This is a genomic window from Enterobacter cloacae complex sp. SHL009, assembly GCF_049237205.1.
Classification (GTDB): Bacteria; Pseudomonadota; Gammaproteobacteria; order Enterobacterales; family Enterobacteriaceae; genus Enterobacter; species Enterobacter cloacae_M.
The window spans coordinates 146,231-168,996 of sequence record NZ_JBMKIW010000010.1; the positions used below are offsets into that span (position 1 = coordinate 146,231).

Genomic DNA, 22,766 nt, shown 5'->3' on the forward strand with positions numbered 1-22,766 from the left:
ATTACTGCCCCTGCGGAATATCCGTCGCGTCCGGATGTAAATCATCAGCCGTGGCGGCCTGCGCTGGCTGCGGCGCGGTAGCCATAATGGAATCCCAGGTTTTCTGAAGTTCCTTCATGTCATATTCCGGCTCGCCCTTCGGCTGCAGGAGGATCAACGCCATCTCCTGCGACAGCTGCTGACGGAGGTCCTGATTGAGCATATCGACGGTCAGACCGTTCAGGAAGTCCTGACGCAGTTTCTGGTACTGTTCCGGCGCAATGTCCACCACCTGGTTCTGCAGAGAGCGAATACGCTGGCTGATCAGAATGTCGGTATCGGCGCGAGCGTAGGTCGCAAACAGCTTCTGCAGCTCAAGTTTTTTCTGCGCCACGAGAGCGTTGAATTCCTCTTCGGAAAGCCCCTCTTTACGCACTTTTGCCAGTTCTTTTGCGACCACGCCCAGATTGGCATTCAGCTTATCGCCCGGCGACTCAACGTTGATGGCGCACTGCGCACGCTGGAACAGCACGCGGCAGTCAAAGCCAAGACCGATATTCTTCACGTTGTTCTTGCTCAGCGTCTGCTGAACGTGCCAGAACAGCGCTTCACGCGCCAGATCGGCACGCCAGTAGCGCAGCATCGCCGCGGACTCGCGGATGGGCTGCCAGGCGTTATCCCACATGACGGAGAGGCGATCCTGACGCACGGCGTCCGTCATAATGCTGACAGGCTCTGCACGCAGCGGAGAGAGCGTCGGAACAGGGGCTGGTGTTTCACGCTTGCCTTTCAAATCACCAAATGCTTTGTTGATCTGCTCCACCACCGCGCGGCTGTCCACGTTACCGACCACGATCAGCGTCATCGCATCCGGGGTGTACCACTTCTGGTAGAACGATTTTACCTGTTCGGCGTCTACCGGCTGTTTCAGCGGTTCGGCCGGGTCATGTCCCAGTAACGTTGAGCCTTTCAGGCGGTAACGCCACCAGCCCTCTTTGGTATCTCCAGGCCAGGTCGCCACCATGTCGCTGTTGCTCAGCGCATAGTTGACGGTGTCCGGCGTAATCGCCAGATTGCCAGATGCATCGGAGAGATACGTAAGTGCTTCTTTAAGCAGATCGTTACGGTTATTAGGCAGGCTCAGGTTAAACATGGTGTAGTCATACGAGACCACTGCCGGTGGGAGCGGGCGTTTCGGATCGATGGCCTGCTGCCAAAGCGAACGCACCTGAACCGCTTGCAGGCTGCCGCTCTGCGTGAGCGCCAGCCGGGGAATAAAATGGCTAAAACCGGTTTGCTGGGTGCTTTCCGTGAGGGAACCGGTATTAATGGACAGACGGATTTCTACACGGTCACTGGGACGTTGCGGAGTGGCTAAAACCTGCCACTGAAAACCGTTCGCTAATGTCCCTTGTTGCCAGGCCGGGTCTGGCTGGAGCGCATCTGCCTGCACATAACTGGCTGCTGCCATCATCAGCAAACCGCCGGTTAAGAGTCGAATTTTTGTGCCCTGCATGTGAACCCCTGATCAACATTCCTGGTTAAAAAAGAGTGTTTCGCGACGCGCTTCACTCTTAAAGATGACGATGAAAACACGTCGATTAGACCGCGCGTTCGGCAAAACGTCACGGTCAGAAGTGAAATATACCCAAAAAAAATCTTGTCGAATTATGACAGGTACGAACAGTTATTATGCGCAGGAGCCCGCATCCCGACAAGGGAATACGGGCATTTGTGACAAGATTAAGAGGTTAAGCCAGGATTTTTGCTGTCAGTTGAACGATTATTCAGAGTATCGTCGAGCTTTTTGTGATCCAGCTCTTTCACCCATTTCGCCACCACCACCGTTGCCACGCCGTTACCCACCAGGTTGGTTAACGCACGCGCCTCAGACATAAAGCGGTCAATACCGAGAATCAACGCCAGACCCGCCACCGGCAGGTGACCCACAGCGGAAATGGTGGCAGCCAGCACGATAAATCCGCTGCCCGTCACCCCTGCAGCGCCTTTAGAAGAGAGCAGGAGCACCACCAGCAGGGTAATCTGATGGAAAATATCCATATGGCTGTTGGTCGCCTGAGCGATAAACACGGCCGCCATCGTCAGGTATATCGAGGTGCCGTCCAGGTTGAAGGAGTAGCCCGTCGGGATCACCAGCCCGACCACCGATTTACGGCACCCCAGCTTTTCCATCTTGTCGAGCATACGCGGCAGCGCCGATTCTGAAGAGGAGGTCCCCAGAACAATCAGCAGTTCTTCGCGGATGTAACGGATAAATTTGAAGATGTTGAAACCCGTCGCGCGGGCGATGGAGCCCAGCACCACGACCACGAAAAGGATACAGGTGATATAGAAGCAGATAATCAGCTGACCCAGCTGCACCAGCGTACCGACGCCATACTTACCGATGGTAAAGGCCATCGCGCCGAAAGCACCAATCGGCGCCAGGCGCATGATCATATTGATGATGCCGAAAATAACCTGCGAGAAGCTTTCGATCACATTAAAGATAAGCTGGCCTTTGCTGCCCAGACGGTGCAGGGCAAAACCAAACATCACGGCAAACAGCAGAACCTGCAGGATGTTTCCGCTGGCGAACGCGCCAATGACGCTGCCCGGGATTACGTCCAGCAGGAATGCCACCACGCCCTGATCCTTCGCCTGCTCGGCATACACCGCGACCGCTTTGGCATCCAGCGTTGACGGGTCTACGTTCATCCCCGCGCCCGGCTGCACCACGTTGACGATGATCAGACCGATAATCAGCGCAAGGGTACTGACCACTTCAAAATAGAGAAGCGCCACTGCACCGGTACGACCGACCGCCTTCATGCTTTCCATGCCAGCGATGCCCGTCACGACGGTACAGAAGATCACCGGAGCGATGACCATTTTAATGAGCTTAACGAACGCGTCGCCAAGCGGTTTCATTTGCGCGCCCAGCTCAGGGTAATAGTGACCCAGCAGAATACCGATGGCGATGGCTGTCAGGACCTGGAAATAAAGACTTTTGAAGAGTGAGGTTTTCATAAGGTGTCCTTGGGAAGAAAAACCACAGGCTTTGTAAGGTTATGGTTAACCTGCGGCTTTAAAATAACACCCACATAACAGGACAGAAATAAACTCAGTTCAAATTTGAAACACAAATGTTAAGAACTTTGAGCTGGCTCGCACAAGCCAGCAACAAAATTACACTTTTGCGTTATTGTCAGCACCAGAAAGGTATCGTTCTTCAAAGACATCCGAAGGAACAGCAGGGGCGAAAAGGAAGCCTTGTCCGCTCTCCACGCCCGCCTCTGCCAGCCAGGCGCGTTGCGCTTCGGTTTCAATTCCCTCGGCAATAAGATGCAGATTGAGGCTGCGCGCCATCTGGATAATCGCCTGCACCATGCTGCTGTCGCCCGGCAGACCGTCGACAAACGCTTTATCAATTTTGAGCACATCCACCGGAAGGGTTTTCATGTGCTGAAGCTGACGCAGCCCGGCGTACCCCATGCCAAAATCGTCCAGCGCGATGCGAATGCCGGCATTACGCAGCGGTTTCAGGATCGCGACCGCCTGATTAGGGTCGTCGATGCGTCGGCTCTCCGTCACTTCAAGAGTTAACGTATCAGGCTTGATTCGGTAACGATGGATCAGCTCCAGCATCTCTGAAACCATGGTCGGGTGCATAAGCTGCAGGGCAGACAAATTGACCGACAGCGGCAGCGTCACGCCGCGCTCCTGCCAGGCGGCAAGCTGACGGCAGGACTCTTCCAGCACCCAGTAGCCGACGGTAACCATCAGGCCACAGGACTCAATGCGCTCAATCAGCCCTTCCGGCAGCTCCCATGAGCCATCCGGCTGCTGCACGCGCAGCAGTGCCTCGGCGCTTTTCACTTCTCCCGTCAGCAAATTCACCTGCGGCTGTAGCCAGAGGGCAAACTGGCGGTTATCCAGCGCGGTCAGGATGTCGCTCTCTTCCGTCAGGCGCTGCTGCGCCTTTTCCATCTCTTCCGGCGCGAAGAACTGGATCTGATTTTTGCCTTTGCGCCGGGCGGTGAATGCCGCCGAGAACGCGCGATGATAAAGCTGCTCTGCCGTTAAATCGCCATAGTACATCGCAATACCGATACTGGCGCTTGGACGAAGCTGGATACCCTGAATGGGCAACCGCTCATTAATGACAGTGAGTACTTGCTGACCTAAAGTGATCGCATGCCAGGGTTCTTTTACGCCGTTGGCAATCACCACCAGGTCGTAACCGCTGACCTGGGTCAGCACCATGCGCGGGGCCAGGACAGACTTCACTTTTTCGACCAGAGTCAGCAGCAGCATTTCGCGCTGGCTCTCCCTAAGCACGCCAGCCGTGTCCTGCAGGGTTTCACAGGCGATAACCATCAGCGCCGTAGTTTGCTGACGGGCAACGGTCTGCTCCAGCATCGCCATCAGGAAGGCTTTATTAGGAAGCTCCGACACCGGGAAGCGCGTGGCGCTGCTGTTTAACTCATCCTGCTGGCGCTGGATGCGCTGCTGGTTGAGGTTGTAGCTGCGCACCAGCATGCCTATCTCATCGTCATGATGCAGACGCGGTAGCTCAAGCTGATGCCCCATCTGATCCTGCGGCGCAAGCGTATTCAGCTCGCGGGCGATACGGCGCAGCGGATGAACAATCAGCCGGTTAATGCACCAGGTGAGCGCCACGCTAAGAATAAGCGTCATAAGTAAGCAAGTGGTCACTAACGTAACCACCCAGCTCATGACGAATTTATACATGCGGTAGGAATCCGCCTGTAATACCAGGTAGGCCAGCGGCTGCGGATTGGCAGGGCGTTCGAGCGAATAAACGGGCAGCGAAATCTGCACCGGCAGTTCAAACAGGCGCATCACCATCATCGGGACGGGACGCTCCGGGATAAAGCTCATCCGCAGCGCCTGAAACTGGTTGGGCAAGACGACGTCGGCGCGGCTCACGACGCCGGCAGGCTGAATGCGTTTTAAAATGGTTTCCGCTTCGGGAATATCCCCTTTCAGGATAGAGGCAGAGAGCGGGCCGCGCACCGAGCGGGCGATACTTTCTAACTGCGAAGCCGTGTTATAGCGATTCTGCTGTACGGAATGAAACAGCAAAATTACGCAGAAGAGCAGTACAAACAGCATGGTGACGGCAGAAACCATCGCCATCTGTTTGATTGTTAAGGAACGGCTGACACGCAAAATGACTCTCCACAAAACTCGAAGCGCAGGGCGCGCCAGGGTGTAAACCTGGCGCGCCTGAGTATACCCGATTGCCGCGCTATTAAGAGAGACTTACAAATGGATTAAGGAAAATCCGATTACCAGTCCGCGTAAGGGATAAGCGGCTGCGGCGGTAAGTCCATATCGCCCTGCCAGCCTGCAGCAGAGTAACGCACATAGATCAGCGCATGGCTTGGGGTATAGTCTTTCGCTTCCTGAATATCCACGCCCATGCCCACAAACCAGTTGGACGTTACGCGGCGTTCGATAATGGCCCGCGCGGTATAACCCGTGCCTGAGGAGCTGCTGCCGGTTTCCATCGCGCCCCGGTCGGTATAGCGGTCTGGCTCATCGGTCGGGATCAGGTTCTGGATCGGGTAGCGCAGCTCGTCTTTGGTTTTAGAGTGAGACCAGGACACCGAGCCGCCCAGCTCCCAGGACCAGTTCTCCGTGCGTTTACGCCAGGTCACCGGCAGCGCGAAAGAGACATACTCCTGCGGGCTGTAGTAGCCGCCCTGACCCAGGGTATACCCGCTCAGGTCTTTGTCATAGTGCCAGAGCATATTGGAGACGCCGACCGTCAGGCGCTCGTTGTTTTTATTAATGAGCTTGTAGTAGTAACCCGTCATCCAGCGGACGCGCCAGTTATCTTCCACATTTTTACCCGTCAGCGTTTCCGCGTTCAGGCTTGACCAGACGCCGTTCGCTTCCCCTTTGTCATAGCTCATGCTTACGCCGCCACCGGTGGCACGTACGCCGCCCCAGGTGGTGCCGGTGTTAGTATCTTTTTGCCCGGCGAACGCCAGCAGGGAGCTGGAGATTGGGCGGCGATGGGCGTTAACGGTATAGCCGATGGGGCCCAGATCGCTGCTGTAGCTGATACCGCCCACCACGTCGACGACGTCAAAGCCCATTGGCGTAGTGCCAATATCCATCGCCCAGGTTTTATTCTGCCAGCCGACGGCGACGCTTGCGCCATTGTCGGACTGATGGGTGTTGCCGCTACACGGCGTTTCGTAGCAGGTCCCCCATTTTGGATCGTAGGTCCCGTTATTGTTATCAAATGAACCGGCGTCCATGTTGACCAGATCGCTTCTGAAGAACATGCGCCCGTCAGACAGCGGGGCATCCACCTGCAGCATGGTGGTGTGCGCTTTCAGGTCGGAATAGCCGCCCGTTCCGCTGGAACCCCAGTAGTCGTGCTGCAGCGTGACGTTAACATCCTGCTGACGGTACAAGTCACCGGCATCACTGCGCACGCCGCGCTTCAGCCAGTCGTCCTTTTCATCGTTACGCGTCAGACGAGTAAAACTGTCGTTGTCGGCCGGACGCGTCGTGGTGATGCCCGTCGACACCATCGCGTCTTTATAGGTTTCCAGCGCCTGCTGAGGCTGACCGTTTTGCGCCTGGAAACGCGCGGCATCACGTAACACCAGCGCGTTTTCCATGGAGCCGGGCTGCGATTTAGCCTGCGGAATGATTTTGTTGAAGGTCTGTTCTGCGGCGGCGGAATCGCCCAGGCCTGCCTGCGCCATCGCGATCCGGCGCTGCATGTTGAGCGACAGCGGCTGGCCGTTTTGCGCGGCGGGCAATTTCGCCAGCTCTGCGCGCGCGGCATCTTTGTCACCCTGCGCGCTGTAAATCTCGGTCAGGCCGAGGATCGCGTCTTCGTTCTGCGGTTCACGCTGCAGAACGGCGCTGTACGTCGTTTTCGCCGACGCCAGATCGCCACGCTGCTGCGCCCAGTCAGCCAGCGTCAGGTCGATGCGGGTGGAGGTCGGCTGCTGACGCAGAAGGTTTTCCGCCTCCTGCTCTTTGCCGCTGTCGCGCAGACGGTTGGCGGTTTCCAGCACCTGGTTGCTTTGCAGGCGGTCGGCAAGCTCCTGAATATTGCCGTTCCACTGGCTGCGCGGCAGCGTGTCCAGATGCGCCAGCGCGGCGCGGTCCTGATCGTTGCCGGAAAGATAGAGCCCGCTGGCGTACACCTGATCCGGGTCGGACGGTTTCTGTCTGGCAAGCTGACGCATCAGGGTATCCGCCTGGCTGCGCTGACCCGCGCTGTAGAGATCGCGCGAGAGACGATAGGTTATCCACACGTCGCCGGGAGAGAGTGCCAGACGACGACGCTGAATCTCTGCCGCCTGGGCGTATTTCCCCTGATTTTCCAGCTGTTCTGCCTGAGCGGAGAGCTGCTCGTTGGTCAGGCTGCGCTCAATATCATCAATGCTCCGGCGCTGGCTGGCGGAGAGAGACTGGATAAACTGCGAGGCCTTCTCCGGGGACTGGGCACGGTAAATATTGGCAAGGCCGCGGACCGCATTGCTGTTGCCGCTGTCCATCCGCAGCGCCTGGCGATAGTAACGCTCCGCCGCGTCGTTATCTTTACGCGCCGCGGCGGCATCGCCCAGCCCCAGCACGGCATAACTGTCGGTATTGTCGATACTGCGCGCCTGCTGATAGTAACGCTCCGCCTGCGCAGGGTTATTCGCCTTCAGGGCCGCATCGCCCTGCTGGATCAGCAGCCAGTAGCGGTTGACCTTCAGCAGACTGTCCCATTTACCCCGGTTATCGCTCTGGGGATCGAGGGCTATCGCCTTTTCAAACTGCGCCACCGCGCGGGCGCGGTCGCCTTTCTGGGAATAGGCCTGGCCAAGGGCGCCTACCGCTTCACTGTCGGCATGGTTGGCGCTGACGGCTTTTTGCAGCTCAGCCACCGCCTTACTCCCCTGCCCGGCATCCACCGCCGCCAGCCCTTCCGCTTTCGCGCGGAACGCCGGGTCAGCGAGCTGTTTTTGCTGTTCTTCGAGCTGGGCACGCGCCGCCACGACGCTATCACCACTGCTGAATATGCTCAGGTATTTTTGCAGCGCGCTGACGCTGGCGCTGCTGGCAGGCTGGCCTTTGATTTGGTCATACCACATATCAGACGCCTGGCTGCGCCCGTTGGTCGATTTAGCCATCTCCTGCAATACCGCAAAGCCTTCATCACGGCGTCCGCTCTGGAACAAAAGCTGGGACAGCGTCGCCTGCAGCTGCGTATTTCCGGGGCTGCTGGTGTTGATTTTCTTGAGCTGGTTAATGGCCGCATTCCGGCGAGCAGGATCTTTCGCGACCACATTCCAGTATTCCGTCGCCACGTCGCCGCCCGGCGGGTTGCCGTCAAACAGCTTGTCATAGGCTGCAATCGCCTCCTGCGTGTGTCCCGTTGTGGCGAGCAAACGCGCCTGCTGGAGCTGCTGGCGGCCATCCGGGGTGGACAGCAGCATCGTGTTGCGTGATGACTGGTATGCACTTGAGCCCGGCGCGATCCCTTTCAGACGATCCAGCTCTTTTTGCGCACCGGCGTTATCGCCCTGGCGCAGCAGGTAGCGAAAGCGTGCGGCAATGACGTCAGGGTTGTTCGGGTCAATCAGCTCAAGACGATAAAGCGACTGACGAACCAAATCCTCACGCTGTGTCGATTCGCCCAGCCGAACCTGTTCCAGCAGCTGTTTCTGCTGCGGAGAGTTGGCGGCCTCAGCCATCGGCATCAGTGCCAGGCCAAGCGATAAAGTGAGTAGATTTACTGTGAACTTGCGCATTCCTGGCCCCAATCCGGTATTAATTCACCTTTTGCGGTGAAGCGAAAACGATGCTGATCCCATCCTTGCCCAAAGAGAGTCAGCACGTAGCTGTAATAGGCATTATTATCGGGAAAATGGTCCGCAACGCGCTGGCGCTGAACCGCCTGGGCATCACGTTGTTGTAAAAACGGCAGCATGGCGGCAGAGAACCCGACCGGACCATTCCCGGTGCGTTTACCCGTCGCCACATCCACTTTCTCCGGCGGCACACCCCGTTTCATTGTCTTTGCCGCCATCGGCTGGAAGCGCGTCAGCAGCCGGGCTTTCTGAGGATCTTTATCACTCATCATTCCCACCCAGAGATAAACGCGGATGGCGTCGTAGCCGCCCACCAGCGATTTATCCTGCTGTAACCGCCAGCCTTTGTTTTTCTGATACTGAACCCAGTCCGGCGAAAAACCTTTCGGTGCGCTCTCCAGCAGCAGACGCTGATTGGTTTCACGAAGCTGGGTCCACGGGGTACCAAAACGCGTGAAATAACTCGCTAGCTGCGGAGGAAGATAGCTGGGGTTAAAACGCCAGACGTTTTCATCGGCAAAACCGACTTTACCGGGAAGCAGCATTGCGCCGAGCCCCGGCACTTTCACCACTTCCTCACTGACAATGCGTTTCAGCAGCGCCTTACCCGTGCGGGTATAGTCCGGATGTTTCCACAACCGGCCCGCTTCGAGCAGAGACCAGGCGATCCAGACATCGGCGTCAGAGGCGGAGTTGGTATCAATCACCGCCCACGTCTCTTTATCTTTCTGGCCCCATAGCCAGGCGGGCAGGTTGTCGTTGAGATTGCCGCTGGCAAGATTATCGCGCGTCCAGGTCAGCAGCTGGTCAAACGCGCTGCGATCGTTCGCCGCAAGGGCAAAGAACAAGGCGTAGCTTTGCCCTTCCGAGGTCGTAATTTTGCGCGTGTCGCTGGGATCAACGACACGCCCGCCCTCACTGATGTAGTCCTTTTTAAACTGCTCCCAGGCAGGCCAGGTACAGGCGGCGCGAAGAGGAAGCGCCGCCAGCATCAACGCTGCTAATGCACACCAGCGAAAGGCTTTCATCACATCTTACTCATCCGGGTTCAGGCGACGACGGCTGATGATACGCAGCAGACGCCACAGCACCCATGCCAGCAAGACCACGCTGACCGCCGCCAGGATGGCGAGCAGAACCGGATGGTTAGCCAGGGCATACCACAGGCGTTCGAACCACGGCAGATGGCCCACGTAGTACACGTCGCCCACGCGCAGGCTATTGACGCCGGACTCACGGATCACCGAAACGGAACCAAACATCGCGGCACGTTTACCGCTGTCGTTCATGGCCGTATTGAGCAGTTCATACCCGCGCGGGCTATCCGCCAGGAGAGCCACCACGCTACGCTGTTCGTTGTAAGGTGACTGGAAGCCCACCACCGCGGCCATTGCCCCCTGAGACGTTACGGTCGTCTGCGCGCTGGCCTGACGGTCGTTCACATCCGGCATAATGCTCGGGAACTCGGTCTGGCGCAGCGGCGTGTTAACCCAGGACTGGGCCGCTTTCACCAGCAGATCGATGCGTTTGTCATCCTTCAGCTTATCCGGAATGGTACCGATCACCATGATGTCAGCGTCTTTGTTCTGGATCTGACTGCCATCGTCCGTCAACGTGACGTTAATCGCCGGTAATCCCGTCTGTCCCCCAACGGTCGCCATGGTATCCAGCAGGGTCGTGACCTGCCCTTCGCTTGGCGCTTTTGGCATCACAACGATGGACTCAGAGAGATCGGCCATGCGGCTGAACGGGAAGCCCGCGTTAGCAAAGGCGCGCAGATCCGGCATCGCCAGGAAGTGATAGTACTTCGAGAAGTCGATGGTCGACTCATCGCCAATCACAACGTGGTTCTGTACAGGCTGGAAGGTGATGCAGTTTTCCGCCGAGCCGCCAGGCATCGGGTTCATGTACTGGAAGTCAAAGCGCAGCTGGTTTATCGCGCCGAGCTTCAGTGCCGGGATGGAGACATCCGTTTTACCGTCCAGCAGCCCCTGCAACACCGGCAGGCGAAGCATCAGGCGGTTAGTATCCTGCGTGCTTTGCAGGCTGAACGATTGCAGGAACTGGTTGTTCAGGCTGATATCCATGCGCGAGCTGTCTTTGGTCGCTGGCGCGGTATAGCGGTAGTTCAGATTGATATCAATGCCGTTGGTGCGCAGCAGATACAGATCCGGCGGCAGATTCAGTGACAGGCTAATCGGCGCTGGCTCAAGCCCCGTCGCCTGCAGCTGTTCTTCATAGGTTTTCAGCTCGCCAAATGTCACCGCACGGTCGGTACGCACCCAGTTTGGCGCATCATAAGGTTTACGCGCCAGCAGCGGTTTCACCTCATCCACCACCACGCTGTTGCCGCGGAACAGGACGTTGCCCTGGGCAATGGCTTTTGCGGCCTGCACCAGATCTTTATCGTCGCGGCCAAAGACCACCAGCAGCTTCACGTACGGGTTTTCCGGGTGGCTTATCATCTCAACGGTTGGCGCTTTGACGTCCGGATGATCGCGCAGGAAGGCCGGGCGTTTCGCGTTGGTCGCAAACACAATGGCATTTCTGTCCGGCAGTTTGTCATACATCGCCGGGAAGCTCTGTCCACGCCAGCCAGCACGTGAACCAAACCAGGACGCCACAATGGTGGCCGCCAGCTGCTCGGTCACGTCCGGGGATGATGCAAACACCATCGGCAGCGTGAGCGGACGGTTATCACGCGGATCGAAGAACGGAACCGGGAATGCCGAGAGATCGTTTTTCAGCGCCAGCGACTGGTAGGTCATCTGCAGCGAGGAGTTACGCCCGATGTCCATCCACAGCGTGTTGCTGGCCGGGTTTTCGCAGACATCGCGGTAGTGACCGACAAATTCCAGACGGATACGGTTAAAGTCGGTGATGAACAGCGGGTTAATCGGCACCTGCGCCTGGGTTTTCTTGCCCAGCTGCTCTTTGGTGACCGGCAGTACGTCCATCAGCTCATCATTCAGGTAAACCTTCAGCTGAGACTGTGTCGGCAGCAGGGACGGCGACGGCGTGTATTCAAGGTTCAGCACCGCATTAGAGACGACCTCATCGCTGCGCATGCCAAACTCAATGCCACCGTTAGGGTTGATGCCGCGCAGCACCATACTGCCCGGAGGCGGTGCAATTTGCGCGAAGGTCAGCTTCACGTCCCGCGACGGCGCATTGTCCGCAACGACGGGCGCATTCGCCCCCCGGACGCCCGGCATCACCTGCCCGATGACCTGGCCGTCTGCCGGCAGGGTGTTCCCCTCCGTTGGCTGGTTCGGCACGATATTTTCTGTTTGACCAGGTGCCGCGGTGACAACCGGATCGGTTGCTTGCGCGACGACAGGTACCGTTGGCGCAGGCGTTGCCGCTGCGTTACCAGGAGCTGCGTTAGCCATTGTTGCGGGGAGGACATTCATCCCCATTGCCACTGCACATAACCAGGAAAGTTTTGTTTTCATCGCGTTATCATCATTGTTGAGCCATAACCGGGTCCGCCTGCTTCGCCTCATCCCGCTCAGGACGACGAGGAATGAACGACACGACCCAGGAAACCAGCGAAGTAAGTGACCGGAAAATTAATTTCACCGACGACGGGGCGAATTCTGCAAGGTGACGATAGCCACGGAACCCCAGCTTCAGAATATCCAGCAGGCTTTCCAGAGGTTTATCTTCCGGGAAGCTGTCCTGCCAGAGAGCCCACGTGTCCGCGCGGGCAAACGTACACTGCACAAAATCGATATGTTGCTTTTTGGTCAACGGCATCAGCTGCAAACCGACTTCATTGCCCGCCACGCGCACAACCTGCGTCGGGAAGACATACTCCTGCTGGCCGCGCTTAAGCAGCAGGTTAACTTTCTGGCCTTCCAGCACCTTCGCCTGGCCGTTGATTTTGATCCCCAGACCACCGTCAGAGAAGTCGTGCACGGTACAGGAGAAGAGATGGCCATCTTCACGGGCGATCGCCGCAGGCATGCAGATTTCAACGCGATGCGCACGACGGACCTGTTTACTCTCCACCGACACCGCTACCGCGCCGCCGAGGATAATCAGGTTGTAGAAGACCCAGGCCATACTCACAAAGACGGTCAGGATTTCGTTTTCCGGGCCGTAGAAGTAACGCCAGATACCGGCGATGACGCCAACGATATTCAGCAATACCAGGAAGATATACGGACGGGATATCACCCAGTCGACGTACTCCTCTTCCACCAGGCCGCCCTTGGCGGTGACGTTAAATTTCCCTTTGTGCGGGTTAATCAGCGCCACCATCGTCGGCGGCGCGATATACCAGGCCAGCACCGTTTCGTAGATTTCACTCCAGAAGGAATGGCGGTATTTACCCTGTATCTTCGAGTTCGTCAGGCTCGCGTGGATCATGTGCGGCAGAACAAACAGCGCAATCATCAGCGCCGGGGCGTAAATGATATAAGCGTGAAGGAGCAGGAACGCCAGCGGCGCGGTCAGGAAGATGAGCCGCGGGATACCGGATAAGAAGTGGAACATGGCGTTGACGTAGCAGAGACGTTGCGCCAGCTTGAGCCCTTTCCCAATCAGTGGGTTATCGAGACGGAAAATCTGCACCATGCCGCGCGCCCAGCGAATACGCTGACCAATGTGCGCCGACAGAGACTCCGTTGCCAGACCGGCAGCCTGCGGAATACGCATATACGCCGAGGTATAGCCACGACGGTGCAGGCGCAGAGAGGTGTGCGCATCTTCAGTGACCGTTTCGACGGCGATACCGCCAATTTCATCCAGCGGCTTACGGCGGATAACCGCACAGGAACCGCAGAAGAAGGTGGCATCCCACATGTCGTTCCCGTCCTGCACCAGGCCATAGAACAGCGTGCCTTCGTTCGGGGTTTTGCGGAAGCGGCCAAGGTTACGTTCAAACGGATCTGGCGAGAAGAAGTGGTGCGGCGTCTGCATCATCGCCAGCTCTTTCTCCTTCAGGAACCAGCCCATGGTCATCTGCAGGAACGAGCGCGTCGGCACGTGGTCACAGTCAAAGATCGAGACAAACTCTCCTGTGGCATACTTCAACGCGTTGTTGATGTTCCCGGCTTTCGCATGCTCGTGAGTCGGACGGGCGATATACTCGACGCCAACCTCCTCTGCGAACTGGCGGAACGCCGGACGGTTGCCGTCATCCAGGATCCAGACCTTGAGCTTGTCTTTCGGCCAGTCGATGCCCAGCGCGGCATAAATGGTGTTTTTCACCACGCTCAGATCTTCGTTGTAGGTTGGTACAAAGAGATCAACAGACGGCCACTGCGCGGTGTCTTTTGGCAGCGGAACCGGCTGGCGGTTAAGCGGCCAAATGACCTGGAAATAGCCCAGCACCAGCACGATCCAGGCGTAGGTTTCGGCAAACAGCAGCACCAGGCCGCATACCAGGCTGACCGGGTCGTCCCAGTTCAGGGTTGAGGTATAACGCCACCAGATGTAGCGACAGGAGACGGTCAATGACAACACAATCAGCATCAGCGCCGAGAAGCGGCCCGGAATACGGCGGACCAGCAGCGCCACGCCCCACAGCAGGATCAGGAAGGTGAACTGCGCCAGAGGGTTGAAAGGCTGCGTAATACAGACCAGCGCCAGAATAAGCGAGAACACGACGATCACGCCGAGGATAAAACGCCGCAGGCCCGGATGAAGATGCCCGAGCTCTTTATGGTTATCCAGATGGCTGGTCTTATCACTTACGCTGTTGGGCAGTCTGTCCAGCCACTGGTGGTAGCGCTCACGTAACTGCTGGACGCGGGAGAAGCTGCGCCAGTGCGGCGTTATTTTCTCTGAGCGGGATGACGTGACCACCAGCCAGATGGCCTGAATGAGATAGCGCGCCGGATCCAAAGGACGCGGCCGGTTGGGATTAATGTGCGGATATAGCTCACCGTGCCGGGCACGTATGCGCTGCCAGCGCGGGTGTTCGAGTGGAATAAACATCCAGGCCAGAATCATCCAGAAGCAGCCGAGCGCGGCGCTAAATGCCGACGCACCGTAACGGCGAAAATGCCGGTAATGTTCGCTCAAACGCGAACTGACCGGTGGGATGAGTAACCAGCTGGCGAGACGACTCATACAGAACTCCCTGCATGCTCCGCCCTGTTGGCGAAGTTCAGCAGACACCAGTTAGCCAGCGTCAGGATCTCTTCTGCCGCCAGTGAATCGCTGCGGTATTCGCCGAGCGGTTGCTTAGACGCAAGGCATTCCGCCATCCCCTCATCACGATGGATGACAATGGGAAGCAGACGGCGCTGGCTTTGCAGCCAGACCTGATACAGATCGTCCTGGATCTGGCTGCCAATGCGCAAATCGTTAATCAGAAGGTGAGCGTTCTGAGGCAGCCCCTGCTGATGCAGGCGGATATGGCAGTTCGCATCGACGTTGACGATGGAAAGTATATGATCGCACTGGGCGATAAGCTGTCGGGTCAGCGTGCCAGCGCCGTGCGGAAGATCCAGCAGGATCCACTTGTAGTGTCCCTTTTCTTTCAGGGTTTGCAGCGCCAGCGTGAATTGCGAAAACAGGCGCTGATACGCGGCTTCATTCTCGCGTTCCGTGGTGGTCAGTTGCCCAAACGGCAGCAGATCGAGCTGGGAGGTATAGCGCATCCCCGCATCCTGCCAGTCTTTATCATCAAGCAGCGCCCGGGCCCAGCCCTCTTCACGAGAAAAGTCGACGTTAAACGACATACGCAACAAATTATCGGCGCAGGCGTCAATAACCAGCACCGATTCACCTAAAAGCTGTAATGACCACGCCAGCGCCGCGGTAACTGATGTGGTACCCACACCGCCACGGACACCCTGTAATCCGAGTATGGCCATCAATGGCTCCCTTATTGTTGATGGGCGAATTCAGCTAATAACGGCCAGCGTTTAATAGCCGCGGCCAACTGTTCCCGCTGGGAAATATCGGTGTAATCTATTTCAGGTAAAGAAAAGGCCTGCGTCAGCGCCAGAAAATCGTTTTGGAATGTGTAACCCAGAGTCGAGTCGACTGGGGTTCCAGGTTCGTTATTATCCATTCTTTTTCCATCCCTTTAAGGAAAATCGCACGCTAAAGAAGTTGCGGGGCCTCCTGCCCTGACAAATTTCATTTACATGCTAAATCTGATGTTCTTTAATTTCAATGTTAGGTTTATTTCTATGCTTTCGCTAGTAAACTGAGATACAGATAAATTAGACGAAAAGAGGGACACCGTGGACTCCATATTTTCTATTGGCATCCAGTCATTATGGGACGAATTGAGCCACATGCCAGTCGGAGGAGTCTGGTGGATTAATACGGACCGTAATGAAGATGCTATCAGTCTGGTAAACCAGACAATTGCTGCTCAGGATAAGGATTCCCGCGTGGCCGTCATTAGCATGGGCGAAGATCCGAAGAAAATTATTACGCTCGAAAGTGGTCGCGGCCCCCAGACGGTGCGATTATTTTCCATGACATCGGAAGCCGATAGTCTATACTTTTTGTCCCGCGACGTTCAGTGCTCTATTGATCCCGATCACTATTTAGTGATTCTGAAATGCGCAAATAACGTCCTGCAAAATATGCCCGCTGAAAAACTGCTGCCGTGGCTGGAAAAAATCAATAAATGGGCAAAATTTCAAAATTGCACGCTATTGATAGTCAATCCCGGCAGTAATAATGACAAGCTGTTTTCACTTTTAATGGGCGAATATCGCTCCCTGTTCGGTCTGGCAAGCGTTCGTGACCAGGCAGGCAGCTATCTCTACGATATTGCCTTCTGGTGTAATGAAAAAGGCGTGAGTGCCAGGCAACAGCTTACGCTGAAACATATCGAGGGCGAGTGGCACCTGGCGCAGCAGGAAGAAACCGTGGTGCAGCCGCGCAGTGATGAAAAACGCATCCTGAGCCATATCGCGGTTTTAGAGGGGGCACCCGCCCTGTCGGAAAACTGGACGCTGTTTGAATCTAACGAAGCCCTTTTCCATGAAGCCCGCACAACCCAGGCGGCAACTCTTATTTTCTCGCTGATGCAGAATAACCAGATTGAGACGCTGGCACGGCAAATCCACACCTTACGCCGCCAGCGCGGCAGTGCGTTGAAAATCATCGTGCGCGAAAATAATACCAGCCTGCGCGCCACCGATGAGCGCCTGCTTCTGGGCTGCGGCGCCAATATGGTTATTCCATGGAATGCGCCGTTGTCACGCTGCCTGACGCTTATCGAAAGCGTTCAGGGCCAGCAGTTTAGCCGCCACGTACCGGAAGATATTTCCACGCTGCTCTCCATGACGCAGCCGATGAAACTGCGTGGTTACCAAAAATGGGATACCTTCTGCGACGCCGTGGGCAACATGATGAACAACACGCTTCTGCCTGCTGATGGAAAAGGGGTTATGGTTGCCCTGCGTCCTGTACCGGGTATTCGCGTTGAACAGGCTCTCACCTTATGTCGCCCGAACCGTACAGGGGACATCATGACCATTGGCGACAATCGCCTGGTGCTGTTTTTGTCCTTCTGCCGGGTAAACGATCTCGATACGGCGCTTAACCACATCTTCCCCCTGCCTACAGGGGATATTTTCTCGAACCGTATGATTTGGTTCGAAGATAATACGATTAGCGCGGAGCTGGTGCAGATGCGTGCGCTCCAGCCTGAACAATGGGCCAAACCGCTCGCAATCAAGAGCGATGCCAAACCGATCCTCAATGCCAGACATGATGGACACGTCTGGCGTCGGGTTCCGGAACCCCTTCGCTTATTAACAGACAACGCGGAGAACGCATCATCATGAACATCAGCGATATCATTCAACTGGTTATATTCTGTGCGCTGATCTTTTTCCCGCTTGGCTACTATGCGCGCCATTCCATACGCCGTATTCGTGATACGGCCAGAGTGCTGTTTATTAAACCTCGCTATGTAAAACCAGCCGGAACACTGACACGGGCATCACACGTCAAGGCAGACCGAAAACATGACTAATTCTACCTATACCGCTTCGTCACCCTCGCCGCTCTGGCAATACTGGCGCGGCCTTTCCGGCTGGAACTTCTACTTTCTGGTGAAGTTTGGCCTGCTGTGGGCAGGCTATCTGAATTTCCATCCCCTTCTCAACCTGGTGTTTATGGCCTTCCTGCTGATGCCGCTGCCGAATATCAGGCTACATCGCTTGCGCCACTGGGTCGCTATACCTGTCGGCTTTGCGCTGTTCTGGCATGATACCTGGCTACCGGGGCCGGACAGCATTATGAGCCAGGGGTCGCAGGTGGCGGGCTTTAGCGCCAGCTATGTCCTCGATCTGACCGAGCGCTTTATTAACTGGCAGATGATGGGCGCGGTATTTGTGCTGCTGGTTGCCTGGCTGTTCCTGTCGCAGTGGATCCGCGTCACGGTGTTTGTGGTCGCGATTATGATCTGGCTTAACGTGCTGACGCTGGCTGGGCCGAACTTTTCGCTGTGGCCTGCCGGTCAACCGACCACCACGGTGACTACCACAGGGGGAAGCGCGGCGGCAACCGTCACAACGGCAGGCGATACGCCTGTGGTGGGCGATATCCCAACCCAGACCGCACCGCCGACCTCAACCAACCTGAACGCCTGGCTCTCCAGTTTCTATACCGCGGAAGACAAGCGACAGACTAAATTCCCGGATGCGCTGCCGGCGGATGCTCAGCCGTTTGAACTGCTGGTGATCAATATCTGCTCTCTCTCCTGGGCCGACGTGGACGCCGCCGGTTTGATGTCTCATCCGCTGTGGTCACACTTCGATATTCAGTTTAAAGATTTCAACTCTGCCACCTCGTACAGCGGCCCGGCGGCGATCCGCCTGCTGCGTGCAAGCTGCGGTCAGACATCGCATAAAAACCTGTATCAACCCGCCGGCAACCAGTGTTATCTGTTCGATAACCTCGCAAAGCTGGGCTTTACGCAGCACCTGATGCTGGGGCATAACGGCCAGTTCGGTAACTTCCTGAAAGAGGTGCGCGAACAGGGCGGCATGCAGGCACCGCTGATGGATCAAACCGGTCTTCCTGTCTCTCTGCTGGGCTTCGACGGTTCGCCCGTTTATGACGATACTGCCGTCCTGCAGCGCTGGCTGCAGACCATCGAAAAAGACAGTAATCCGCGCAGCGCGACGTTCTTTAACACCCTGCCGCTCCACGACGGTAACCATTTCCCTGGCGTGAGCAAAACGGCTGATTATAAAGTGCGTGCGCAGAAGTTCTTTGACGAGCTGGACGCGTTCTTCACGGAGCTGGAAAAATCAGGCCGTAAAGTGATGGTGGTTGTGGTGCCTGAGCACGGTGGTGCGCTGAAAGGTGACAGAATGCAGGTGTCGGGTCTGCGTGATATCCCAAGCCCGTCCATCACTAACGTGCCTGCAGGCATTAAATTCTTTGGGATGAAGGCACCGCATCAGGGCGCACCGATTGAGATTACACAGCCAACCAGCTATCTGGCGATCTCAGAACTGGTTGCCCGCGCCGTTGACGGGAAGCTGTTTGTGGAAGATAGCGTGAACTGGGATCAGCTCACCAGCAAACTGCCGCAAACGGCAGAAGTCTCAGAGAACGCTAACGCGGTCGTCATTCAGTATCAAAACAAACCTTACGTTCGCCTGAACGGCGGGGATTGGGTACCGTATCCGCAGTAACACGGTATGACGTCCCTCTTCCCATCGGGGAGAGGGACAATGTCGACATTATTGCTGGGCGATCCACACCAGCATTTTCAGACTTGCCGAATAGTAGTCGTCTTTAGCGGTGATTTCGGGTTCACCGGAAGACTGCCCCATAGTGAAATCACGTACAGCCAGCAGGCCGCCTTCCATCATGTAGGGCGCATATTCGTTGGTCGTCACGTTAACCCAGGCGGGCGTTTGTTCCCGGGGAAACTGTCCGAACCAGGCCTTCCACGGCGTCAGCAGCGGGCTTTGCTTATCAGACCAGGCAACGTACAGCGGAACACGAATCGCGTCATAGCTCATTCGCGGTGGCCAGCCTTTTGCGGGAGCCAGCTTGCCACCTGATGCCAGTGAAACCCAGTCAGTGGGCAGATTCGCTTTACCCGAGCCCATTTTCCCCAGCAGGCGTTTCCCGTCCTTAATCAAATCGCGCCAGACCGGCAAATGACTGCGTCTGGAGAAGGCCTGCCAGGCCGGAAACACGAAATAGGAAGGATTGAGGACCACTTCACCCTCAAGCTTAAACCCCTGGACGCCGGGCAGCATCACGCGGTAACCGGCATAGCGGATCACGCTGTGGTCAATCAGTGCTTTTGTAATTGCATCCGATGCGGCGCTGTAGCGTTTGTCATGCCAGCGGGCGTCGGCTTTCAGCAACGCCCAGGCAATCAGCACGTCGCCATCTGCAGCGTTGTTTTTGTCGGCGACCGGGTTGGACTCTGCGGGATTATAGCGCCAGTAAAACAGACCATTTTCTTTGTTCTTCAGCTGACTGTCTGTCCATTGCCAGAGCTTATCGAACGTGGCTTTATCGTCGTTGGCCACCGCCATCAGCATGGCAAAACCCTGACCTTCCGTATGCGACACGCCGCCATTACCGGTATCAACAATGCGGCCTTCCGGTTTGAAAAAGCGGGCCTTGTAACTCTCCCAAGCCCGATCCGCATGAGAGAGAGGCGAGAACAGCAGACTCATCATGACGGCCAGCGTTGCGCACACGGGTTTTCGCATAATTAACTCGATCCGGTTATTCGGCACTTCGCAGTGAAATCTCACCGCCCATCCAGGGTTTAGTCACGCCATCCTGCTCCAGGAGCAGCGCGCCCTGTGCGTCAATACCGCGTGAAGTCCCGTAGATCTCTTTATCACCAATCAGCAGTTTCACCGGGCGGTTAATGAAGTTATCCAGCTTTTCCCAACGAGACAGGAACGGTGCCAGCCCTTCCTGCTCAAAAAGCGTGAGTGAACTGCGCAACTCTTTAATCATACGCACGGCAAGGGTGTTACGATCGATGACGATCCCCGCCTCCTGGAGGTTAGTCCAGGCCTGATTCACCACATCATTTTGTACATTGCGCATCACCATGTTGAGGCCTGCGCCAATGACGATTTGCGCCGCATCGCCCGTTTTTCCCGTCAGTTCGACCAGAATGCCGGCAAGTTTACGATCGTTGAGGTAGAGGTCATTAGGCCACTTAACACGTACTTTATCCGCCCCCAAATCGTGCAGCACTTCCGCCATGACGATGCCGATGACCAGACTCAGGCCAATAGCAGCGGCCGGGCCCTGATCGAGTCGCCAGTACATAGACAAATAGAGGTTAGCGCCAAATGGCGAAAACCATTTGCGACCGCGACGGCCGCGACCGGCCTGTTGATATTCAGCAACGCAGGCATCGCCGGATGTCAGCTCAGGCAGACGATCCAGAAGATACTGGTTCGTCGAATCAATCACCGGCAGCACCGCAACATTGCCGTGTCCGATCTGGCTGCGGATCGTTTCTTCATTCAGCAATTGAATCGGCTCCGGCAGGCTGTAGCCTTTTCCGGGAACCGTGAACACATCAACACCCCAGTCGCGAAGCGTATGGATATGTTTATTGATAGCAGCACGGCTCATACCAAGCTGTTCACCCAGCTGCTCGCCAGAATGAAACTCACCGTCAGCAAGGATACCAATCAGGGTTAAGGGAATGGTATTGTCCTTCACGCGATAGCCTCCACGGCATTAACTTCACCTGTGCAGCCAATGAAGCGAACTTCTGGCTCCAGCCAGACGTTAAATTTTTCGCCCACACGCTGACGAACATAATGAGCCAGCTGTACAACATCATCGCTGGTCGCATCGCGTTGATTAATCAGCACCAGAGCCTGCTGCTGGTGAACGGCAGCACCGCCTACTGAAGTGCCTTTAAGCTGGCATTGATCGATAAGCCATCCCGCGGCAAGCTTGACGCTGCCATCCGCCTGAGGGTAATGTGGCGCGGCTGGCCATCCTTCAAGAAAGATTTTTGCATTTTCGCTGCTGATAACCGGGTTTTTGAAGAAGCTTCCAGCGTTTCCGTTTACTTTTGGATCGGGAAGTTTGGTCATCCGCATATGGCAAACGGAATCAAAAACGTCGCGGGCGGTTACGGTAGCCGGATCGAGACGCGTTAAATCCCCGTAGGTCAACACGGGCTGCCAGTTCTTCGACAGGCACAGACCCACGGCGACAATCACGTAGCGATCCTGATATTCATGTTTGAAGATACTGTCACGATAGCCAAACTGGCACTGTTCCGCCGTCAAACGTTTAGCCGTTCCGGTCGCCAGTTCGATGCAGTCGACATATTCGCAGACATGTTTCAGTTCGATGCCGTAGGCACCGATGTTTTGAATTGGTGACGATCCGGCGCAGCCTGGAATAAGCGCAAGGTTTTCCAGGCCCGGCATCCCTTTTTCGAGGGTGAATTGCACCAGATGATGCCAGTTTTCACCGGCCCCCACGTGCAGGTGCCAGCTATCGGCACGCTCTGCAACATCAATCCCCATGATGCGGTTAACGATTACCGTTCCCGCAAAATCATCGAGAAATAGGACATTACTTCCTTCGCCCAGAATTAGTACGGGTTCGTTATTTTCTGTTGCGCTTTGCCATGCATCCAGCAGCTGCTGTGCAGTATCGGCACGAACAATTTGTTTAGCATTGCGTTGAATGCCAAAGGTATTCCAGGGCTTAAGGGAGTGGTTCATAGACGCTATCCTGATGCAAAAACGCAGGTAGTTTACCGTATAAGCAGGGCGTTGGGGGATTAGTTTGTGCAGCGTATAAACGCAAAAAGGCCATCCTTTCGGATGGCCTCTTCACTTATTTGATGCCTGGCAGTTCCCTACTCTCGCATGGGGAGACCCCACACTACCATCGGCGCTACGGCGTTTCACTTCTGAGTTCGGCATGGGGTCAGGTGGGACCACCGCGCTAAAGCCGCCAGGCAAATTCTGTTAA

At 56.2% G+C, this 22,766-nt stretch carries 15 protein-coding genes and 1 rRNA gene; 3 read left to right on the forward strand and 13 right to left on the reverse strand.

Annotated features, from left to right (window positions below; genetic code table 11):
- Nucleotide 1: 1 nt before the first annotated feature.
- From ACOTZC_RS20050 to bcsR, 9 genes are all read right to left on the reverse strand, one after another.
- Nucleotides 2–1,495 carry a M16 family metallopeptidase gene (locus tag ACOTZC_RS20050; protein WP_047173984.1) on the reverse strand — a complete coding sequence of 498 codons (1,494 nt, stop codon included), beginning with the start codon at nt 1,493–1,495 and terminating at the stop codon, nt 2–4.
- A 227-nt stretch (nt 1,496–1,722) separates the two neighbouring features.
- On the reverse strand, nt 1,723–3,009 hold the full coding sequence (locus ACOTZC_RS20055; RefSeq protein ID WP_023309587.1) for a dicarboxylate/amino acid:cation symporter: 1,287 nt from the start codon (nt 3,007–3,009) through the stop codon (nt 1,723–1,725).
- 159 nt (nt 3,010–3,168) lie between these two features.
- Nucleotides 3,169–5,175: a biofilm formation regulator HmsP gene (gene hmsP / locus ACOTZC_RS20060; RefSeq protein WP_163354570.1), complete on the reverse strand. Its 2,007-nt coding sequence runs from the start codon at nt 5,173–5,175 to the stop codon at nt 3,169–3,171.
- Between the two features lie 119 nt (nt 5,176–5,294).
- The gene (gene bcsC, locus ACOTZC_RS20065; protein WP_163354569.1) at nt 5,295–8,777 is read right to left on the reverse strand and encodes a cellulose synthase complex outer membrane protein BcsC; all 3,483 of its coding nucleotides are present in this window, start codon (nt 8,775–8,777) and stop codon (nt 5,295–5,297) included.
- The gene (gene bcsZ / locus ACOTZC_RS20070) at nt 8,759–9,865 is read right to left on the reverse strand and encodes a cellulose synthase complex periplasmic endoglucanase BcsZ (RefSeq protein ID WP_126304246.1); all 1,107 of its coding nucleotides are present in this window, start codon (nt 9,863–9,865) and stop codon (nt 8,759–8,761) included. Before bcsZ ends, bcsC begins: the two co-directional genes overlap by 19 nt.
- Nucleotides 9,866–9,871: 6 nt before the next feature.
- The gene (gene bcsB, locus ACOTZC_RS20075) at nt 9,872–12,292 is read right to left on the reverse strand and encodes a cellulose biosynthesis cyclic di-GMP-binding regulatory protein BcsB (RefSeq protein WP_126304165.1); all 2,421 of its coding nucleotides are present in this window, start codon (nt 12,290–12,292) and stop codon (nt 9,872–9,874) included.
- A 10-nt stretch (nt 12,293–12,302) separates the two neighbouring features.
- Complete coding sequence (gene bcsA, locus ACOTZC_RS20080) at nt 12,303–14,918, reverse strand: UDP-forming cellulose synthase catalytic subunit (protein ID WP_213751890.1); 2,616 nt, start codon at nt 14,916–14,918, stop codon at nt 12,303–12,305.
- Nucleotides 14,915–15,667: a cellulose biosynthesis protein BcsQ gene (gene bcsQ, locus ACOTZC_RS20085; RefSeq protein ID WP_023333774.1), complete on the reverse strand. Its 753-nt coding sequence runs from the start codon at nt 15,665–15,667 to the stop codon at nt 14,915–14,917. The genes bcsA and bcsQ overlap by 4 nt, the downstream gene beginning before the upstream one ends.
- Before the next feature lie 11 nt (nt 15,668–15,678).
- Nucleotides 15,679–15,867 carry a cellulose biosynthesis protein BcsR gene (gene bcsR / locus ACOTZC_RS20090; protein WP_008503237.1) on the reverse strand — a complete coding sequence of 63 codons (189 nt, stop codon included), beginning with the start codon at nt 15,865–15,867 and terminating at the stop codon, nt 15,679–15,681.
- A 175-nt stretch (nt 15,868–16,042) separates the two neighbouring features.
- Here bcsR and bcsE point away from each other — a divergent pair, with 175 nt between their 5' ends.
- From bcsE to bcsG, 3 genes are read left to right on the forward strand one after another with little or no spacing between them, the layout of a single operon-like run.
- The gene (gene bcsE / locus ACOTZC_RS20095; RefSeq protein WP_045404779.1) at nt 16,043–17,605 is read left to right on the forward strand and encodes a cellulose biosynthesis c-di-GMP-binding protein BcsE; all 1,563 of its coding nucleotides are present in this window, start codon (nt 16,043–16,045) and stop codon (nt 17,603–17,605) included.
- Nucleotides 17,599–17,796 carry a cellulose biosynthesis protein BcsF gene (bcsF, locus tag ACOTZC_RS20100; protein ID WP_024908822.1) on the forward strand — a complete coding sequence of 66 codons (198 nt, stop codon included), beginning with the start codon at nt 17,599–17,601 and terminating at the stop codon, nt 17,794–17,796. Before bcsE ends, bcsF begins: the two co-directional genes overlap by 7 nt.
- Entirely contained in the window at nt 17,789–19,468 is a 1,680-nt protein-coding gene (bcsG, locus tag ACOTZC_RS20105) for a cellulose biosynthesis protein BcsG (RefSeq protein WP_045404780.1), read from the forward strand. Before bcsF ends, bcsG begins: the two co-directional genes overlap by 8 nt.
- Nucleotides 19,469–19,516: 48 nt before the next feature.
- Here the strand turns inward: bcsG and ACOTZC_RS20110 are convergent, their stop codons facing one another.
- The 4 genes from ACOTZC_RS20110 to rrf all read right to left on the reverse strand — a co-directional run bounded on the left by ACOTZC_RS20110 (nt 19,517) and on the right by rrf (nt 22,753).
- Nucleotides 19,517–20,509: a glycosyl hydrolase family 8 gene (locus ACOTZC_RS20110; RefSeq protein ID WP_047173989.1), complete on the reverse strand. Its 993-nt coding sequence runs from the start codon at nt 20,507–20,509 to the stop codon at nt 19,517–19,519.
- Nucleotides 20,510–20,525: 16 nt separating this feature from the next.
- Nucleotides 20,526–21,488 carry a bifunctional biotin--[acetyl-CoA-carboxylase] ligase/biotin operon repressor BirA gene (gene birA, locus ACOTZC_RS20115; RefSeq protein ID WP_023309597.1) on the reverse strand — a complete coding sequence of 321 codons (963 nt, stop codon included), beginning with the start codon at nt 21,486–21,488 and terminating at the stop codon, nt 20,526–20,528.
- Entirely contained in the window at nt 21,485–22,513 is a 1,029-nt protein-coding gene (murB, locus tag ACOTZC_RS20120) for a UDP-N-acetylmuramate dehydrogenase (RefSeq protein ID WP_045404785.1), read from the reverse strand. The genes birA and murB overlap by 4 nt, the downstream gene beginning before the upstream one ends.
- 124 nt (nt 22,514–22,637) lie before the next feature.
- Nucleotides 22,638–22,753: ribosomal RNA gene (gene rrf, locus ACOTZC_RS20125) — 5S ribosomal RNA — on the reverse strand.
- Nucleotides 22,754–22,766 lie beyond the last annotated feature (13 nt).

Bases quoted from the DNA above. Each gene is read 5' to 3' on its own strand.
- ACOTZC_RS20050 (WP_047173984.1), bottom strand. From the start codon at position 1,495: ATGCAGGGCACAAAAATTCGACTCTTAACCGGCGGTTTGCTGATGATG.
- ACOTZC_RS20055 (WP_023309587.1), bottom strand. From the start codon at position 3,009: ATGAAAACCTCACTCTTCAAAAGTCTTTATTTCCAGGTCCTGACAGCC.
- bcsC (WP_163354569.1), bottom strand. From the start codon at position 8,777: ATGCGCAAGTTCACAGTAAATCTACTCACTTTATCGCTTGGCCTGGCA.
- bcsZ (WP_126304246.1), bottom strand. From the start codon at position 9,865: ATGAAAGCCTTTCGCTGGTGTGCATTAGCAGCGTTGATGCTGGCGGCG.
- bcsB (WP_126304165.1), bottom strand. From the start codon at position 12,292: ATGAAAACAAAACTTTCCTGGTTATGTGCAGTGGCAATGGGGATGAAT.
- bcsA (WP_213751890.1), bottom strand. From the start codon at position 14,918: ATGAGTCGTCTCGCCAGCTGGTTACTCATCCCACCGGTCAGTTCGCGT.
- bcsQ (WP_023333774.1), bottom strand. From the start codon at position 15,667: ATGGCCATACTCGGATTACAGGGTGTCCGTGGCGGTGTGGGTACCACA.
- bcsR (WP_008503237.1), bottom strand. From the start codon at position 15,867: ATGGATAATAACGAACCTGGAACCCCAGTCGACTCGACTCTGGGTTAC.
- bcsG (WP_045404780.1), top strand. From the start codon at position 17,789: ATGACTAATTCTACCTATACCGCTTCGTCACCCTCGCCGCTCTGGCAA.
- ACOTZC_RS20110 (WP_047173989.1), bottom strand. From the start codon at position 20,509: ATGCGAAAACCCGTGTGCGCAACGCTGGCCGTCATGATGAGTCTGCTG.
- murB (WP_045404785.1), bottom strand. From the start codon at position 22,513: ATGAACCACTCCCTTAAGCCCTGGAATACCTTTGGCATTCAACGCAAT.